Here is an 18,599-nt window from a genome sequence, read left to right on the forward strand (position 1 = left end):
CCCGCCCCGCCGCTTCCTTCCGTCCGCGGCGCAAGGAGATATATTACGCGCACCCCCTCCCGCGGTCAAGGGGCTTTTCCTTCTTTTTCTGGGTTCCCGCGCGAATCGGGGCCGTTTTATCCATATGACCTGGGGCGACGCGCTTCTATCGCCCTTCGGGCCGCGTACACATTCCCTCCATAAGCCCAGGAAGGGCGCTGGCAGACAGTGCGGGGCATCTCGATGTGCGAGGGCGGGAGCCGACCGAATGTTCCTGAGCCCGACTAGCCAAGCGAGCCCAGTCCCTGGGCACTCCGAGCAACTGTCGGGCAGAATCATTCGTGGCGAAATCCGCCGAAGGGGTCGGCGCATCACTATATATAGTAGCGTTATGCCACTCAGAGATACTTCCCGCTTCATAGTGGCATCCTTACTATAAGAAGAGGCCGAGCGCTTCTCGAGCACTCGGCCTCTTGAATGGATGAGACAATCGCCTACGGCATTCGCCCCACAGTTCTCTTCCCTCTTGGCTCTACTCAACCTCGGTGAGCGCTTCGCCCATCTGCTCCGGCGTGAGGACGGCGCCCTCGCTGGAGAACTTCGCAAGGATTGCCTTCATCGCAGCAAGGTCGACCAGACGCTCCGCGTGCGACGTCATATTGCGCACCTTCACCTTGCCCTCGGAGAGCTCATCGGGACCAAGGATGGCGACCATCGATGCGTTCAGTTTGTCGGCAAGCTTGAACTGACTTTTCAGGCTGCGCTTCTGATGGTCCATATCGGCAGACTGCCCCGCATCGCGGAACGCCTGCACAAGGGAAAACGCCTCAGCGTGAACCGAGTCGTCAACGCATGCGACGAACAGGTCGCAATGCTGAGCGCGGGGGAACTCCACGCCCGCTGCCTGCAGTGCAAGCGCGCAGCGCTCGTATCCAAGCGCGAACCCAAGACCCGGCGTCGGGCGTCCGCCCACTTCCTCGACGAGCTTGTCGTAGCGGCCACCGCCGCCGATCGCGTTCTGGCTTCCCATGCCGTTGTCCACCTGGACCTCGAACACGGTGCGCGTGTAATAGTCCAGGCCGCGCACCAGCTTATAGTCTTCCTCGTAGGCGACGCCAGCAGCATCAAGATAGGCCTTCACCGCTTCGTAATGCTCGCGGCAGTCCGGGCAGAGATGGTCGGAGATCTTCGGAGCGTTCTCCATCACATGAGCGCAAGCCTCGTTCTTGCAGTCGAATGCGCGCAGCGGATTGATCTCAGCGCGCGTCATGCACGTCTCGCACAGTTCATCGGCATGCTCGTTCATGTAAGAACGGACAAGCTCGCGATAGGCGGGACGGCACTTCTCGCACCCCATCGAGTTGATGAGCAGGCGCATCGATTCGCGCGGGATGCCGATCGTCTCGTAGAAGCGCATGAGCATGATGATGGCCTCAGCGTCGATCGTCGGCTCCTCGGCGCCCAGGCACTCCACGCCCACCTGGTTAAACTGGCGCTGACGTCCTTTTTGCGGGCGCTCCGCGCGGAACATGGGGCCCGCGTACATCAATTTCGCGGGCGCACCACCCTGAGGAACGAGGTCATGCTGGGCCACCGCACGCACGACGCCGGCCGTGCCTTCGGGGCGAAGCGACAGGCGGCTTTTGCTCTTGATGGTGCCGCCGTCGATGAGGCGCTTCAGGTTCTCGCCCGACACGGCGGTGAACATCTCCTTGGACACCACGTCGGTCGCTTCGCCGATGCCGCGGACGAACAGGTCGGTCTGCTCGAATATCGGGGTTTCGATGGGGACGTACCCGTAACGGGCAAAAACGGAGAACGCCGTCTCCTTAAAATGCAGCCAAAACGCCGCCTCGTCAGGTAGAAAGTCCCTCGTGCCTTCAGCAGCCTGCATTGCCATTGCGCCCACCTTTTCCTTCGTTTAGCTTGATTGCGATTTGCATTGTAACGTAAATGAAGCGCGGGCTCCGATTGCCCGCGCTTCAACATATTCCATCGGGGAGTGGCGACCATGCTGGAATCGGTCGCCGCCCGCCACTTACTTGAAGTACTCCACACCGCCTTCGATGAGCGGCTGATACGTGAAGTCCGGGATATTGCGATAGAGCCCAGCGCCCGAACGCTCGGTGTGGCCCATCTTGCCGAGCACACGACCATCAGGACTCGTGATGCCCTCGATGGACAACACGCTGCCGTTGGGATTGACCGAAAGGTCCATCGACGGCTTGCCCTCTGCATCGACGTACTGCGTCGCCACCTGGCCGTTCGCGATAAGCTTCTCGATCAGCTCGGGGCTTGCGACAAAGCGGCCCTCACCATGGCTGATGGCAACGGTGTGAGTGTCCCCCACCTTGCACTCGGAAAGCCACGGAGAAAGCGACGACGCCACCCGCGTGCGGACGAGGCGGCTTTGATGGCGGCCGATCGTGTTGAAGGTAAGCGTCGGGCATTCATCGGTCACGGGAACGATGTCGCCATAAGGCACAAGGCCGAGCTTGACAAGCGCCTGAAAACCGTTGCAGATGCCGAGCATGAGGCCGTCGCGGTTCTGCAGCAGGTCGCGCACCGCCTCGGTCACCTCGGGAGCACGGAAGAACGCCGTGATGAACTTCGCCGAGCCGTCGGGCTCGTCGCCGCCGGAGAAGCCGCCGGGAATCATGACGATCTGGCTTTCGCGGATGGCGGCAGCGAGGGCGGCGATGCTCTCGGCGACCGCATCGGGCGTGAGGTTGTTCACGATGAGCGTGGTCGGCAGGGCGCCGGCGCGCTCGAACGCGTGCGCCGTGTCGTACTCGCAGTTCGTCCCCGGGAACACGGGGATGATGACGCGCGGCTTCGCAATCGAGCCGCTGTACACGAGCGGCAACTTGTCGTCGCAGGTGATGGGCGCAACGTCGGCGGCACTGGATTCCGATTGGGCAGCAGCGCTGCGATACGGGAACACCGACTCGATCGCGCCTTCCCACCTATCCTGCAAGCGAGCCAGATCGACCGCCTCGCCCGCAACCGAGAGCACGTAGTCCTCGGTCGTCGTGCCGAGAAGGGCGACGTCGAGGCACTCGGTCGCCTCGGGAAGCACCGCATCGTCGGCGAGCTCGACGATGAAGCTGCCGTATGCGGGGGTGAAGAGCGCATCGGCGTCGGCGTCTTCGAGCGTCACACCGATTCCGTTGCCGACGCACATCTTGAACAGCGACTCCGCCGCGCAACCGTAACCAGGCGTCGACACGGCAAGGGCTGCACCTTCGCCGATAAGGCCCTCGACCGCGGCGATCGCCGCAAGCTCGTCCTCGGCAGCGGGCGCCACATCATCGGCGTCGTAGCAGCGCGGAGCGATGAGCGCGACCCTGTGGCCAGCGCCCTTGAACTCAGGGCTCGTCACGCGATCGACCTTGCCGACCGCAGTGGCGAAGGACACGAGCGTCGGGGGAACATCGAGGTCCTCGAACGAGCCCGACATGGAGTCTTTTCCTCCGATCGAGCCCAGCCCCAGATCGAGCTGCGCCTGAAGCGCACCGAGAACGGCAGCCGCGGGCTTGCCCCAGCGAGCAGGCTCGTTGCGCAGGCGCTCGAAGTATTCCTGGAACGTAAGGTACATGTCCTCGCGCTTGAAGCCTGTTGCCACCAGGCGCGAAACGCTCTCGACGACGGCGATGTAGGAGCCGACGAACTGATTCTTCTCGGTGAGATAGGGGTTGAAGCCCCACGCCATGCCGGAGCACGTCGTGGTCTCGCCGTCGACCGGCAGCTTCGCCACCATGGCGAGCGCGGGCGTGAGCTGGTATTTTCCACCGAACGGCATGAGCACGGTAGCCGCGCCGATCGTGGAATCGAAGCGCTCGGAGAGACCCTTGTTGGAGCAGACGTTCAAGTCGCTCACAAGCGATTCCATGCGCTCGGCGAACGTGTCGCCCGCCCAGGTGCGCTCGTAGGCGCTGCCCGCCTCGATGTGAACGTCCTGATGCTTCGGGGCACCGTTCGATGCCAAAAACTCGCGGCTCACGTCGACGATGGCCTCGTCGTTCCAGAAGATGCGCACGCGCGGCTCGGCGACGACCTCGGCGATCACCGTGGCTTCGAGGTTCTCCTCCTTGGCATACCCGAGGAACTCTTCCACATCAGCGGCGGCGATGGCGCAAGCCATGCGCTCCTGGCTCTCCGAGATGGCGAGCTCAGTGCCGTCAAGGCCGTCGTATTTCTTCGGGACCTTATTGAGATTGATGCTCAGGCCGTCGGCGATCTCGCCCAGGGCAACCGACACGCCACCCGCGCCGAAGTCGTTGCAGCGCTTGATGAGGCGGCAGGCCTCGCCGCGGCGGAACAGCCTTTGAAGCTTGCGCTCGACGGGAGCGTTGCCCTTCTGCACCTCGGCACCGCAGTGCTCGAGGCTTTCCAAGTTGTGCGCCTTCGAGGAACCGGTCGCGCCGCCGATGCCATCGCGGCCGGTGCGCCCGCCCAAAAGAACGATGACGTCGCCCGGCTCGGGCTTCTCGCGACGTACGTGGTCGGCCGGGGTCGCCGCGACGACGGCGCCGATCTCCATGCGCTTGGCGACATAGCCCGGATGATACAGCTCGTGGACAGAGCCTGTGGCCAGGCCGATTTGGTTGCCGTAGGACGAGTAGCCGGCGGCAGCCGTCGTCACGAGCTTGCGCTGCGGAAGCTTGCCTTCAAGCGTTTCCGACACGGGAACCGTGGGATCGCCCGCACCGGTGACGCGCATGGCCTGGTACACGTAGCTGCGTCCCGAAAGCGGGTCGCGGATAGCGCCTCCCAGGCACGTGGCCGCGCCGCCGAACGGCTCGATTTCGGTGGGATGGTTGTGCGTCTCGTTCTTGAAGAGGTAGAGCCAATCCTCGTCCTTGCCGTCGACGTCGACCGTGCACTTCACCGTGCAGGCGTTGATTTCCTCGGACTCGTCGAGGCCGGTCAGGATGCCTTGGGATTTCAGCCACTTCGCGCCGATGGTGCCCATGTCCATAAGGCAGATGGGCTTCTCGTCGCGGCCGAGCTCATGGCGCAGCTTAAGGTAGCGCTCATAAGTCTCGCGCACCTGCTCGTCGTCGATCACGACGTTGGTGAGCTCGGTGCCGAACGTGGTATGGCGGCAGTGGTCCGACCAGTAGGTATCGATCATCTTGATCTCGGTGATGGTCGGGCAGCGCTTCTCGCCCGCGAAATACTGCTGGCAAAACGCGATGTCAGCAAGGTCCATCGCCAAACCGCGCTCCTCGATGAACCGGGAAAGACCCGCCTCGTCCAAATCGAGGAAACCCTCGATGACCTCGACGGGCTTGGGCGTCGGGTGGGCGATCTGGAGCGTTTCGCGCGCAACGAGGCACGCCTCGCGCGTCTCGACCGGGTTGATGACGTAGTGCTTCACCGCAGCGAGCGCATCGTCAGTGCACTCGCCCTCGATGACGTAGACCTGCGTGAAGGCGACGTCGGGACGCTCGCCCTGGCTGATGAACTGGATACACTGCGACGCGGAGTCGGCGCGCTGGTCGAACTGGCCGGGCAGCGCTTCGACGGCGAACGCGTGCACATTGGCGGGAGCTGCGGCGATTCCGGAGATGTCCGCCCCCTCCGCGGCGAGCTGCTTGGCGGTCTTGTCCGAGAATTCGACGCCCGCAACGGGAAACTTGCGCGAGGCATCGTCGACCTGCGGCTCGGAGAACACCGTGGGGATGCAACGCCCGAAAAGCTCCTCGTCGATGCCCTCGACGTCGTAGCAGTTGATCAGGCGCAGGCGAGCCGCCTTCGCAAGCCCCTCGGGGACGGCGGTGTGCAGCTCGGCGAGCAGCTGTTGCGCTTCGACATCGAAGCCGGGCTTCTTCTCCACGTATACACGCGAAACCATGATGATCCTTTCCAGGGTGGCAGGCGATTACTTGTCGGCAGGCTTTGCAGCAGAAGCGGCATCGGCCGGCTTCGCAGCTTCGGCGGCGTCGACCTTCTTGCGGCCGAACAGGCCACGCTTGGGCTTGATCTGCTCCTCGGCAACCTCCGCAGCAGCGTCTTCCTTCTGCTTTTCCGCCTCGCGCTCGGCTGCGCGTTTCGCCTTCTCGGCGCGGCGGCTTTCCTTGGTATTCTGGGATTCCATTTCCATCTGGTACTTGCGGCGGCACTTGCGGATCTTCGAGAAGTCGAGGTAGAACGCAAGGATGATGAGCACGTAGGACGAGCCGAGCGTGACGTAGCTGATCCACGCAGGCTCCCACGAGCGGGCGAACCACGACAGCGCGACCATGATCACCGCGGCGATCAGGACGACCCACCAAAGGCGGCGCAGGCGCTTGTATTCCGCTGTGGGCGGATTGTAGTACTTGCGATCGAGCTCGTTTTGCTTGGCGCGCTCGGCCTTGCGGCGAGCCTTCTGCTCCGCTTTTCTCTCCTGAGGGGTCTTCGTCGAGGACTGGATATGCACCGAGGCGGCAGCTTTCGACTTCGGCTTCGCCGAGGCCGCGCTCTTGCGCGTCGCACCCTTAGGGCCCTCGTCCTGGTAGCGGTCGTTCATGTAGTTACGTTGTGACATGCGATGGTTCTTTCTCGTGGACACTTACTTCAAAAGCGGGAAGGCCCCTTAAGGCAGCGCGCTCCGCCGGGAATGCCCGCCTGCCGGCGCGGACCGGGGAGGCTCCCTATGCGAACGGGAACTTCTCGCCCGTGATCTTCTCGTAAGCCTCGATGTACTTCTCGCTCGTGCGCTTGATGACGTCCTCGGGAAGACGGGGCGGCTTGGTGCCGGACTCCTTGTCCCAATGGGCGGTGAGCCAATCGCGGACGTACTGCTTGTCGAAGCTCGACTGGCTTTTACCGGGCTCGTATTCGTCGCCTGGCCAGAAGCGCGAGGAGTCGGGGGTGAGGACTTCGTCGGCCAAGATGAGGCGACCGTCAACGCGACCGAACTCGAACTTGGTGTCGGCGATGATGATGCCGTGGTCGGCTGCGTGGTCGCGCGCGGCGGTGTACACCTTGATGGCCGCATCGCGCAGCTCGGCCGCCGCCTCGTCGCCGATGATCTCGGCGCAGCGCTCGAAGCTGATGTTCTCGTCATGGTCGCCGATTTCGGCCTTGGTGGAAGGCGTGAAGATGGGCGTCTCGAGCTTGGAGGAGTTCACAAGGCCGCCGGGCAGCTCGATGCCGCAGACCGTGCCCTGCGCCTGGTACTCCTTAAGGCCGCTGCCCGCGAGATACCCGCGCACGATGCACTCGATGGGATACATGTCGGCCTTCTTGACCAGCATGAACCGCCCTTCCAGCGCATCAGCATAGGGCTTGAAGCGCTCCGGCAGGTCGGCAACGTCGGCGGAGATGAGATGATTCTCGATTACGCCGTCGAGCAGTTTGAACCAGAAGCACGAAAGCTGCGTGAGCACCTGGCCCTTATGAGGAATCTCGTCCTCGAGAATGTAGTCGAACGCGGAGATACGGTCGGAAGCGACGACCAGAAGACGGTCGCCCAGATCGTAGAGGTCGCGAACTTTGCCTTGCGCATCGGGTTCGATGTCGATCACGCTCATGATTTCAGGTCCTTTCAAAACCTCGTTGCGAATATGCGGCGTACGAGCAAGTGCCCCGTGCGCCGACAAGCGATAATGAGTCGCGACCCATTATCGCGCACTGCCTTACTTTTTGCGATTGGAAGCGGATTTTCCTTCGGCCGAGCGTTGCTGGCGGGCGCCCGAGAGCAACTGCTGGCGGTGCTGCTGCTTTTGCTGCTGGCGCTGCCTTTGCTGCTCGCGCTTGTCGTTGGTGCGCGTGCGCTGCTCGTCGTAGAGGGGGAAATGGAGCGTGAAGCAGGCGCCCTTGCCCTTCTCGCCCTCGACCTGCACCCAGCCGCCATGGCGGTCGACGATTTCCTTCACGACCGCAAGCCCGATACCTAAGCCGCCGCTCGCGCGGTTGCGCCCGGCGTCCGCCCTCCAGAAGCGCGAGAAGACCATCTTCGCCTCCTCGGGGGAAAGCCCGATGCCGGTGTCGCGCACGGCGATCGAGGCCATGATGTCGCCCTTCGACACGGTGACCGACACATGCCCGCCTTCGGGGGTGTAGCGCACCGCGTTCGAGATGAGGTTGGCTGTGGCCTGGCGAATCATGTCGGGATCGCCCACGACGAGCACGCCTTTCTCGGCGCGGTACTCGAACGTGAGCCCCGAGTCGGCAACGAACGCCTCGTGCGTGGAGACGATGCTCTGGATGAGCTCGCCCACATCAACCACTTCCTCTTTCATGGGGGTGGCGCGGTTTTCCAGGCGGGAGAGCTTCAAGAGCGCGTCAACCAGGCGACTTAAGCGCTGCACCTCGGAGTTCACGGTCTCGAGGCGCTCGGCATCGGCCTCGAACACGCCGTCGACCATCGCCTCGACGGTGGACTGGATGGCCATAAGCGGCGTGCGCAGCTCGTGGGCGACGTCGGTTGTGAGACGGCGCTCCAGCTCGCGGTCCTTCTCGACCGACTCCGCCATCTCGTCGAAGGTCTCGCCCAGGCGGGCGATCTCGTCCTCGCCGTGAAGCTCGGTGCGCGCTGAGAGGTCGCCTTCCTTAATGGCGCGGGCCGTCTTCGTCATGCGGTTGATGGGAGCCACCAGATTGCGCGCGAACAAAAAGCCGATGCACGACGCGAGCACGATGGCCACGAGCGACGCGAAAAGCATAGCCTGGTAGGAATTCTCGCGGAACTCCTGGTCGGGGCCGCGCATAAGCGTATCCGACCCGTAGACCCAGATGCGTACGGAGCCGACGACCTTGTCGTCGACCACGATCTTGGCGAGCGCGACCTTCGAGGCGTCCTTCGGCTCGAAGGAGCTCGTGGCGTTCGGGATGCCGTTGATGCGGTTCGAGGAATCGAAGACGGTGACGTCGTTCTCGTCGACGACCTTGATGGCGATGCCCGGCGTGACCTCGAGCGCGGCCTCGACGGGCATGAGTGCCGCAGCGCTCTTGATGGTGAGCGCGCTGTCGGCCTCCATGCGCTCCTCGATGCGGCTGGCGGTCGTCTCCGCGAGGGTCTCCATGTTGGACGCGGTGTAGGTTTGGAAATGCTGCTCCCACACAAACGAGATGACGCCGATGGCGACAAGGCCGGTCATCGCGGCGATGAGCGCGAACGCCAAGGTGACGCGCGCGGTGTAGGAAAGGCTCGTCCAGCCGAACTTGCGGCGGCGCTCCTTTCGCGCGAGCTTTCCCTGATGGGGCTCGCCCGTTGACGCCCGCTCCTCGGAAGAGTCGGGCATGACGCGAATGCGGGCAGCCCCGCCGCCCGCATTCGCAGAGGGGCTCGACGTCTCTTCGGACGCCGAGCCGTTATGTGCTCGGTTCGTTTCGCTCACGGGTCACCCGCAGGCTATTTGCCGGATTTCGTGGGGTCCTCGAAACGATACCCCACGCCGTGGACGGTGTGCAGCCACTTCGGGTTGCGCGGATTGTCGCCGATCTTCGCGCGCAGGTTCTTCACGTGCGAGTCGATGGTGCGCTCGTAGCCCTCGAAGTCGTAGCCGAGCACCTTTTCCACCAGCTCCATGCGAGAGTACACGCGGCCCGGATAACGGGAAAGCGTGGTGAGCAGCTTGAACTCGGAGGCCGTGAGGTCGACTTCCTCGCCCTTCACGAGAACCTTGTGACCGGAAACGTCGATCGTGAGGTCGCCGAACTCGAGCACTTCGCGCTGCGGCTCGGAGTCGGCGTGCACGCGGCGGAGCAGGGCGCGCACGCGCGCGACGAGCTCGCGGGGGCTGAAGGGCTTCACCAGGTAATCGTCGGCGCCCAGCTCAAGCCCGATGATGCGGTCTTCCACCTCGCCCTTCGCGGTGAGCATGATGATGGGCACATCGGAGTTGTCGCGGATGGCGCGGCAGACGCGCTCGCCGGGAACGCGTGGGAGCATAAGGTCGAGAACGACCAGGTCGAAATGATGCTTCTGGAATTCCTCAAGCGCCTCCTGGCCGTCGCCCACGGCGGTTACCCAGTAGTTTTCGCGCTCGAGATAAGCAGCGACCGCATCGCGGATCGCCTTTTCGTCTTCTACAAGAAGAATGCGTCGGGTTTCGTTGTTCATTGACGTCTCCTAACATGGGATTTTCCTGCGCGCATGGTCCATGCACGAGGCCGGCGGAGCGCGCAAGGCTTAAAGCCCACGGCGGACCGTCAGATTCGTCTTTGGGTTTATTGTAGCAATTGGGCGTATTCTCGCGCGAGGCGTAGGCGAAATGACACAATTACCACCATGCCAACGAAAAGACCCACTCCAGGAAAAAACAGCACGCACGCGCAAAGAAGCCCTCGCCAAAGCACGCGGCGGGGCACTTCTGCGAGCTATCGCCCGCGTGCGGCGCATGCAACGCACGCGCCGACAGTCCGCGTCGCCGAAGGGCGCTCAGAGCAGGGCATCAAGGTTCCCGCCCCAGGCGGTGGGCAGGTCCTCCTCACCCGACGGCACTTCCTTTACGGCGCGATCGGCATCGGAGCCCTTGCCGTTGTCGGCGGGGGCATCGGCGTGGGAGTGAACGCCGCCTCGAAGGCGAACGAGCCCACCTTCAACACGCTGACCGTCTCTAAGGACGCCGTCACGTCGTGCTCCGCCGCGACGCCGGGCGACTTCACCGAAATCGAGGATTCAAGCACCGCGCTCGGGCTTTCAGGAACCTACGAGCTCCCCTACGGAACGCTCGTCTGGGCAAGCGACGATTCCGTCGCGGCGTGCCTCGTGCCCACCGACGGCTCGAAGCCGCTTACGAAGGTGGTGTTGCTCTCCCTTTCGTCGGGCAACCAGACCACGGCGATTTCCCAGGCGAAAGGCCAAGAAGAAGGTTTCGAAATCTACGATGTGCGCGCGTGTGCGACCGGCATCGTGTGGACCGAGGCGAACATTCTCGACGGCACCTGGCGAATCTACAGCGCAGCGCTTTCGAATGGGGAACTCGGGACGGCGGCGCTGGCCGAAGAAGGCGGCGCCGATTGGGAGACCCCGACGCTCGCCGCATCGAGCGGATACGCCTTCTGGCAGGTTCTCCCCAAGAAGGACGGATCGGCGAGCAAGGAAGCGTCACGCCTAATGAGAGCACGTTTCGGCTCGAGCGACACCGAGGAAGCCTACACCTCGAAAGGTCGTATGTGCACACCGCCCTATGCGACGGGCGACTCCGTCGTCATCACCCCGCGCGCCGCGGCATCCTCGTCGCGCTACCAGCTCACGCGCATCGACGCGCAATCCGCAAGCGTGGTCGACTCCCTCGTGCTTCCCTCTTCGATGAAGCCACTCGAAGCGGGTTACGGCGACACGGGGTTCATGTTCTCGTTCGAAGCAATCTACAATTTCGGCGAAGGCATCGCCAACCTGGGAACATACATTCCCGCAAGCACCGTGCAGCCCGGCACCGACGCGCAGGGCAACGCCTCGTACAGCCTGGTTCCGTGGTTCCGTCATGGCGTGACCCCCACCGCCCCGCCCGCATGGTGCGGTGGGTGGATCATCGCGAAGGACTCGTACAACGTGTGCGGGTTCAGCCCCGAGAGCAAGCAGTATTTCATGCTGGAGGTGAAGTCGGGCGCACCGAGCTTCGGCGACTACCTGGCGTCGACCGGCTCGGTCAAGCGCGTCGTCACGTACTCGAACATCGACAACACCACGCTTCAGGGCGAATCGCAGCAGTACTGCTGCGTGCGCGTCTGGGAACCGGTTTAGCAGCCCTCCAGCCGCGCACGCTCTTCTTACCGTAGGTTCCTACAGAATGCCCTTCTCGAGTGCATTCGAGAGCACCACGGCAACGCGTTCGCGCGCGATACGCTCGCCCGGGGCGAGCTGATGCGTGCCGTCGGGCAGCTCGTACCCGCTGACCACGCCCTGTTGAATCGCCCATGCCGCAGCGAATCTCGCCCAAGGGGAAATGCTCTCGGCATCGATGAGAGACGAAAGCGCCGCTTCATCGGCATTGGATACCCCCTTCAGGTTAGCGAGAATCTGAAGGAGCTGTTCCATCGTCACCGCGTCATCCGGCCCGAACGTCGTGCGCGCGCCCGTCTCATCGGCGTAGCCGTTCATGACGCCGTTCGCAACCGCCCAGTTCACCGCGCCCGTGTACCACACGCCGTCGCGAACGTCGGGAAGCGAGGTTTCGTTTTTGGCAGCGCTTGCATCATAGGAGCCTTCGGCGGTCGGCTCGGAATAGCGCCAGAGCACCATCGCGAGCTCGGAGCGCGTGAGCGACGCGCCGACGCCGAACAGCGACACCTCGCTGTATCCGCGCATAAGGCCGGCATCAGCGACTTTCTTCACGCCGGGCGCATACCACGCATTCGGGTCAACATCGCTGAAACGCTTCTCGATCGAGGGGGCGGGGTCGGAGCCTTCCGCATCGGGGTCGTAGGTTTTCGCGACCTCCGAGCTGCCGGGAGTCGCACCCTGGCCACCCACGACGGTGATGTCCGACTTCTGGGACACCGCAACGTCGGCCGCCACGCCATCGCCCGCCTTGTACTTGGAGGGGCCGCCTATCGAGCCTTCGCCCGCCGCAGGAACGTTGCCGCCCGTCGCCACGACGGTCGCAACGCCGACCTTGCCCTGGCCGCCGATGCCCGCACCGCCATTGCCAAGGCCCAAGCCGACCGATCCGCCCGTGGCAGTCAGCGAGCCCTCGCCGACGATGGAGCCTCCGTCGAGCTTCACGCCCGCGCCGCCGTTACCGCCGGTCGTGTCGACCGAGCCGCCCGTGGCGACAAGCGACGAGCCCGCTGGGATGGTCACCGTCGCGCCCTTGGCCACCACGAGGGCTGACTGGGCATCGCTGCCCGACGTGATGTTGCAACCGGTGATCGAGTTCGCGCCCTCGAACGTGACGTTCCCGTTCACCACAACAGGCGCTTCGGGTGCTTCGACCTGGTAGTTTCCATCGGAGAGGAAGTTAGTGTGCGAAACGATCGTGGCGTCTTTGAGCGTAGAGCCGTCATTGAGCACAATCTGGCCCACAAACGACGACGAGTTCTCCGCGGAAACCGTGCCGCCATTCACCTCGACCGTTCCGTACGCCACGGAATCGTCGAGGGTGAGTTTCGCGCCCTTCTCGACGACGATCTTCACGCTGGAGAGCACCTTCATGTTGTGCAGCGTAACATCGGCGCCGGCAGGGATGGTGAGCGTTTCGGTGCCGAAGTTCCCGTTCTCGCCCTTGCCGATGGTGCCGTACGTGCCGGACTCGTGCGAGCCGTAGATGTCGGTCAGCGTGGTGGGGACGGTCGCGTTGCCCGTCTCGGCGATGGTGTAGGGCTCCATATCCCACGATGCCGTGCCCTCGGGAAGGCCGGCGATGCGCTCGGCGAGCGTCTTGTCGTTGTCGTAGATGCGCATCTCGACCGCATTGCTCTGCTCCGTGCGGGCGCCTGAGGTCACCGTGGCAACGACCTGATAGGTGCCTGATTTCGCGGGAGTGCCCGTGATGAAGACCGAGCCCATCGTCACCTTCGCTGCCATGCCGCTGCCTTCAGGGGAAATGGAGACGCTGACCTTGTCCTGGCGTTCACCGTCGTTTTTCGCCCAGTCGTTCCAGGCCGTCCATTCGCCTTCGCCTTCCTTCACCTCGACATCGAGCCGGTTGTTCTCGGACGAGCTGCTGCCACCGCTTGCGCCGCCGCCAGCCGACGCGAGGGCGATGCCATCGTGGTCGAGGCTCATCATGCTCGTGCCATCGACGACGAAGCACTGCAGCTTGCCGGAAAGGCGGACCTGGATCTGCTGCTGGACCTCGAAGGAGAGCATTTCGGTGGCGGAATCGGTCGAACCGTCGTCCTTTACCGCCTCAGCGGTGAGCTTCACCTGATAGATGCCAGCCGCGGGAGCCGTGCCCGAAAGCGACACCTGGCCGCCCTCGACCGTCGCGGAAAGGCCTGTCACGTCTTTGCCCTCGGCGTCGACGACGTTCACCTTGAACTTCGCGTCTGCCGCCTTCGTTCCCGCCACGCTAAACGCAAGCTTCTGGTCGACCGAGCTTCCCTCAACCGCAGGGGAAAACGCCTTATCGCCTGCAAAAACGAGCGAAAGCGACTGGTAGGTTTCAACGGGCTTGCTGATGTTTTCGGGCTCTTGCGTCGACCCGGTGTAGGTAGCCGTGCCGTTGTTCTCGATCTTGCCGGTCGCGAACGTGCAGTCCTCGAAGATCGCCTCGCCGTTCACCACAGGTGTTTTGGAGAACGAACAGTTGGAGAACTTCACCTTCGCGCCCGCATCGACGGTAACCGTCGCGCCGCCGTCATCGGATTTCGAATAGAAGTTCACGCGGTCGATTGAAACGTCGCTGCCTGAGGGGATGACGAAGGAGAGCGCGCCCACATACCCGATGCTGACCACCTTCGGCCCCTGGCCGAAAAAGCCCTCGGAATAGCCGGCGATTTCAGTGAGCGACGAGGGGATGGTCACCGTTCCCGAATCAGAAAAGCTGGTTCCGACGTGGACTTTTGTGTACCCGCTTGACACTGCCTGGCCAAGATAATACGACAACCCGTAAGAGCTGTCGTCGATGTAGTAATATCCGTCGCTTGCGCTCAGCGGCTGAATTCCACCATCGCCTTCCGTTTCCCCATCGGCAAATGCCGCCACGGGCGTGCCCGCCATGCCCGCCGCGAGCACTGTCGCAACGCCGACCCGCGCCGCAGCTTCCCATGGCTTAACCGTCTGCACCTTTTGCTTCTCCATATGTTCCCCAGCCTTTCTGTGGGCTCATCTCGGGACAATCACTTTTTTGTCACCTCTGTCGACGCGAGAGTTTACCATAGTTGACTTATATAGGTAAGCCATGTATAACTTTTTTTTGATACATTTCACGCCTGATTGCAAGGAACACCTGTGAACGATTACGCAAGCAGCTCGAATACCGGCCCGAACGAAAGTCAGTGCGCACCCCGCCCTTCCTCGGCAGACGCGCCCTCCCCTTCCTCAGCGTGGGCGCTCCAACCTTCTTCGGCAGACGCGCCCCACCCCGAGGAGATCCAGTGGCGCGAACGATGGTTCCATGCATTCGACACCGAGTGCTTCGTGAAAGCGCGCACAACCGAATGCGAACTTGACCAGGTTGTTTCCCTCTGCACGCGATACGAGCGGCTTTTCAGCCACACCTTACCTGGAAGCGATATCTGGGCCGTGAACCACGCGAAGGGCAGGCGCACGAAAGTCGATCGGGAGACGGCGGCGCTCGTTCGCGAGGCGCTTCGGTACTGCTCGAAGTCGGGCGGTCTTTTCGATATCACGCTCGCGCCGCTCGCCCGCCTTTGGAATTTTCACACGTCCCACGTTCCCTCGGAGAGCGACGTTGCTCGAGCGCTTCGCCGTGTAGGATGGCAGCGAGTCGATGCGACCGAGGACACCGTCATCGTCACCGACCCCGAAGCCGAGATAACGCTTGGGGGCATCGCGAAGGGCTACATCGCCGATCGCGTGCGCGATTTGCTGGTCGACCAGGGCGTGCGCGACGCGTTCATAAGCCTTGGCGGAAACGTTGTGACCATGGGGCGCTCCCCTCACGACAGGCCGTGGAACATCGGGGTGCGCTCGCCCGACTTCCATCGCGACCAGGAGAGAAAGCGGATCGAGAACGAGGCCATCGCGCGATCGCCGCACGGCATCGACAAACGCGCGCTTCGCGATTTGGGAAGAAGGCCCGAGAAGCCCGCGTGCGTTCTCACCTGCTCCGATCTGTCCGTGGTGACGAGCGGAATCTACGAGCGCTGCTTTCTCGATAAAGCAACCGGGGCGGTCCACCACCACATCCTCGACCGGAAAACGGGACACCCCTGCGAAAGCGACCTCGCGAGCGCCACGGTGCTTTCGCGCACGTCGGTAGAGGGAGACGGCCTGTCTACGGCGCTTGTCGTCATGGGATGCGACCGAGCTGCGGCGTTTATCCGCGAGCAGACCGACGCCGCCGCCCTCTTCATCAGGCGAGACGGGTCCGCGGCCGTCGCCGGTAACGAGGAGATCCTCAAAGAGACGCGCGCAATCGAAATTCCCGGCGTGGAGATTATCAGCTAGAAAACGCCATATCGCAGGCATTAAACGCAAGAAAAGGCCCTGAAACCCAAGCGGATTTCAGGGCCTTGAAAGACAGACGGCGAGACAGCCGCCGCAAGACGATCTCCGAGCCGAAACTCAAGCAGCCAGAGTCCCAACCAGCAAGCGGCTAGAACTCCAGACCTTCAAGGCGCTTGAAGACCTCGTCTTTGCGTGTGAGGAAATCCCACGGATCGAAAATCTCGTCGAGCGTTTCCTTCGTAAGCTTCGCCTCGGGGTCGGCCTCCAGGCGCTCGCGATACGTCGGCCCCTCGACGGCGTTCTGGATGTCCTCCCACACCTTCATGGCGTTGCGCTGCACGATGACGTACGCCTCTTCGCGCGTGATGCCCGTCTGCACGAGCGCGAGCAGCACCTTTGAGGAGAAGATAAGCCCGCGGGTGCGCCACAGGTTGTGCTCCATCTTGTCGGGGTACGTCTGCAGGCCGTCCAAGATCCACTGCATCTTGCCGAACATGTAGTCGAGCGCCGTGAAGGAGTCGGCCAGCGCGACACGCTCGGTGCCAGAGTGGGAAATATCGCGCTCGTACCAAAGCGCCACGTTGTCAAGCGCCACCTGGGCGTTCGCCTTCACCACGCGCGCGAGGCCGCAGACGCGCTCGGCGGTGATGGGGTTGCGCTTGTGGGGCATGGCCGAGGAGCCCTTCTGGCCCTTCTTGAACGGCTCCTCCGCCTCGATCACGTCGGACTGCTGAAGCAGGCGCACCTGCATCGCGATCGACTCGAGCGTCGCCGCGGCGCATGCGAGCGCGCACATGACCTGCGCGTGGCGGTCGCGCGCGAGCACCTGGGTCGAAAGCGGGTCAGGCGTAAGTCCCAGTTTCTCGCATACGTACTGCTCGACGAAGGGGTCGATAGAAGAATACGTGCCCACCGCGCCCGAGATGGCGCCCGTCGCGGCAACTTCGCGTGCCCGCTCGAGACGCGTCTGAGCGCGCTTCAAAGCCCATGCCCAGCTGCCGAACTTCATGCCGAAGGTCATCGGCTCGGCATGGATGCCGTGGGTGCGGCCCACGCACAGCGTGTTCTGGAACTCGAAGGCGCGGCGCTTGCACGTCTCGCCAAGCTGCTTCACGTCGGCCAAGATGATGTCGATTGCCTGGGTGATCTGGTAGGAAAGCGCCGTGTCTCCCAAGTCGCTGCTGGTCATGCCGTAGTGCACCCAGCGCGAGGGCTTCTCCTCGCCCTCCGGCACGTCGGCATCGATGTACTCGGCCATGTTGGTGGTGAAGGCGATGACATCGTGGTTGGTGACCTTCTCGATCTCGTCGATGCGCTCGACGGTGAAGTCGGCGTGGTCGCGAATCCACTTCGCCTCTTCTTTCGTGATGCCGGCTTTCCCCAGCTCAGCCTGCGCCTCGCACGCCAGAATCTCGATTTCCTTCCAGATGGAGAACTTGTTGCGAAGCTCCCAGATGGCGCCCATCTCAGGACGCGTGTAGCGGTTGATCATTGCGCTTGCTCGCCTTTCCCGTGTCGATCGTTCCCGTTTTGCTTGTCGCTAGCATACTATACGCCAGCGCGCACTGGTTAAAGCCCCTTGAACAAAGCGCGCACGCGGTCGAGCGCTTCGGTGTCGGCGACGACGACCGCCTTGTCCCCAGGGTGCAGCACGGTGTCATGGCGCACCACCTCGACGTCGTCGGCGGTGTCAACGGCGACGATCAGGCTACCGTCGGGCATGGGGATGTCGCGCGCGAGCACGCCGTCGGCGTTCGAGTGGTAGCGCATGCGCGGCACCGTGACCTCGGAAAGCGCAACGTTGCCGTGCGTGAGCGAGGACACGACGCTCACCGAGCCCATAAGCGCTTCCTCTTCGATCATGTTCGCGATGAGCGTGGTGGAAGAGACGCTCTCGATGCCGACCTCATGGAAGATGCGCATGTTCTTCGGGCTGTTCACGCGCGCGATGCATCGGGGCACGCTGAACACGCGCTGCGCAATCTCGCACGACACGAGGTTGCTGTCGTCCTGGCCGGTCGTGGCGACGAACACGTCGGCGTGGCGGATGCCCGCGTCCTCTTGGAACTTCGAGTCGCAGCCGTCGCCGTGGATGATGAGGTAGCGACCCGTGAGCTCTACCGACAAACGATCGGCGGTGCGTCGGTTCTGTTCGATGACAGCGACCTCGTTGCCGCTCTTCAGAAGTACGTTCGCAAGATAGGCGCCGATCTTTCCGCCGCCGTTGATCACTACATACATGAATGCCCTTTCACGGAAGAGGCGCGGCGCCCGCAAGGCACGGCGTGCGATGCGGACAGACGAGCCCCCTACTCCTGGATGTATTTGCTGAACATGGGGATAAGCTCGTGGCGCACGCACGCGAGCACCGAATCCCCCTGGTAGAGAACGCTTTCCTTGTTGGGAATGGAACTCGCCGACCCATCACCGCGCTCGAAAGCGATGATGCGGATGTCGTGATCGCGCTCGAGCTCGCCCACGCGGATCGTGCGCTTCCCCTCGCGGGAGCTCAGATCGAGGGAGAATCGCAGCACCTCGAATTCCCCGAAGGTGTCGATATGCGCGCCGTGGCCCGAGACCACCTTCGAGAACACGTCCTCGGCGA

General features: G+C 63.2%; 11 protein-coding genes and 1 pseudogene. 2 read left to right on the forward strand and 10 right to left on the reverse strand.

What is annotated here, in order from left to right:
- Positions 1 to 511: 511 nt before the first annotated feature.
- The 6 genes from hisS to Q0G18_RS06015 form a co-directional block, all read right to left on the reverse strand.
- Entirely contained in the window at positions 512 to 1,879 is a 1,368-nt protein-coding gene (hisS, locus tag Q0G18_RS05990) for a histidine--tRNA ligase (RefSeq protein ID WP_297150706.1), read from the reverse strand.
- Positions 1,880 to 2,017: 138 nt separating this feature from the next.
- Positions 2,018 to 5,839: a phosphoribosylformylglycinamidine synthase gene (locus Q0G18_RS05995; protein WP_297150712.1), complete on the reverse strand. Its 3,822-nt coding sequence runs from the start codon at positions 5,837 to 5,839 to the stop codon at positions 2,018 to 2,020.
- Between the two features lie 27 nt (positions 5,840 to 5,866).
- The gene (locus Q0G18_RS06000) at positions 5,867 to 6,514 is read right to left on the reverse strand and encodes a hypothetical protein (protein WP_297150716.1); all 648 of its coding nucleotides are present in this window, start codon (positions 6,512 to 6,514) and stop codon (positions 5,867 to 5,869) included.
- Between the two features lie 106 nt (positions 6,515 to 6,620).
- Entirely contained in the window at positions 6,621 to 7,502 is an 882-nt protein-coding gene (locus Q0G18_RS06005) for a phosphoribosylaminoimidazolesuccinocarboxamide synthase (protein ID WP_277012202.1), read from the reverse strand.
- Positions 7,503 to 7,607: 105 nt separating this feature from the next.
- Positions 7,608 to 9,311, reverse strand: a complete 1,704-nt coding sequence (locus Q0G18_RS06010; protein ID WP_366769132.1) for a HAMP domain-containing sensor histidine kinase — start codon at positions 9,309 to 9,311, stop codon at positions 7,608 to 7,610.
- A 14-nt stretch (positions 9,312 to 9,325) separates the two neighbouring features.
- Positions 9,326 to 10,036: a response regulator transcription factor gene (locus Q0G18_RS06015; protein WP_158048812.1), complete on the reverse strand. Its 711-nt coding sequence runs from the start codon at positions 10,034 to 10,036 to the stop codon at positions 9,326 to 9,328.
- Between the two features lie 168 nt (positions 10,037 to 10,204).
- On the opposite strand from Q0G18_RS06015, the gene Q0G18_RS06020 reads away from it, so the two are divergent.
- A complete protein-coding gene (locus tag Q0G18_RS06020; protein ID WP_297150719.1) occupies positions 10,205 to 11,662 on the forward strand; it encodes a Tat pathway signal protein in 1,458 nt (485 codons plus the stop codon).
- A gap of 39 nt (positions 11,663 to 11,701) precedes the next feature.
- On the opposite strand, the gene Q0G18_RS06025 is transcribed toward Q0G18_RS06020, so the two are convergent.
- Complete coding sequence (locus Q0G18_RS06025; RefSeq protein WP_297150721.1) at positions 11,702 to 14,662, reverse strand: S-layer homology domain-containing protein; 2,961 nt, start codon at positions 14,660 to 14,662, stop codon at positions 11,702 to 11,704.
- Positions 14,663 to 14,812: 150 nt separating this feature from the next.
- On the opposite strand from Q0G18_RS06025, the gene Q0G18_RS06030 reads away from it, so the two are divergent.
- Entirely contained in the window at positions 14,813 to 15,994 is a 1,182-nt protein-coding gene (locus Q0G18_RS06030) for an FAD:protein FMN transferase (protein ID WP_297150724.1), read from the forward strand.
- 148 nt (positions 15,995 to 16,142) lie between these two features.
- Here the strand turns inward: Q0G18_RS06030 and purB are convergent, their stop codons facing one another.
- From purB to Q0G18_RS06045, 3 genes and pseudogenes are all read right to left on the reverse strand, one after another.
- The gene (gene purB, locus Q0G18_RS06035) at positions 16,143 to 17,486 is read right to left on the reverse strand and encodes an adenylosuccinate lyase (protein ID WP_297150727.1); all 1,344 of its coding nucleotides are present in this window, start codon (positions 17,484 to 17,486) and stop codon (positions 16,143 to 16,145) included.
- A gap of 77 nt (positions 17,487 to 17,563) precedes the next feature.
- The gene (locus Q0G18_RS06040; RefSeq protein ID WP_158048817.1) at positions 17,564 to 18,235 is read right to left on the reverse strand and encodes a TrkA family potassium uptake protein; all 672 of its coding nucleotides are present in this window, start codon (positions 18,233 to 18,235) and stop codon (positions 17,564 to 17,566) included.
- Positions 18,236 to 18,303: 68 nt separating this feature from the next.
- Positions 18,304 to 18,599 (reverse strand): annotated as a pseudogene (locus tag Q0G18_RS06045) (TrkA family potassium uptake protein); the annotation flags it as partial.

This window comes from uncultured Ellagibacter sp. (genome assembly GCF_934636505.1).
In the GTDB taxonomy this organism is placed as follows: Bacteria; Actinomycetota; Coriobacteriia; order Coriobacteriales; family Eggerthellaceae; genus Ellagibacter.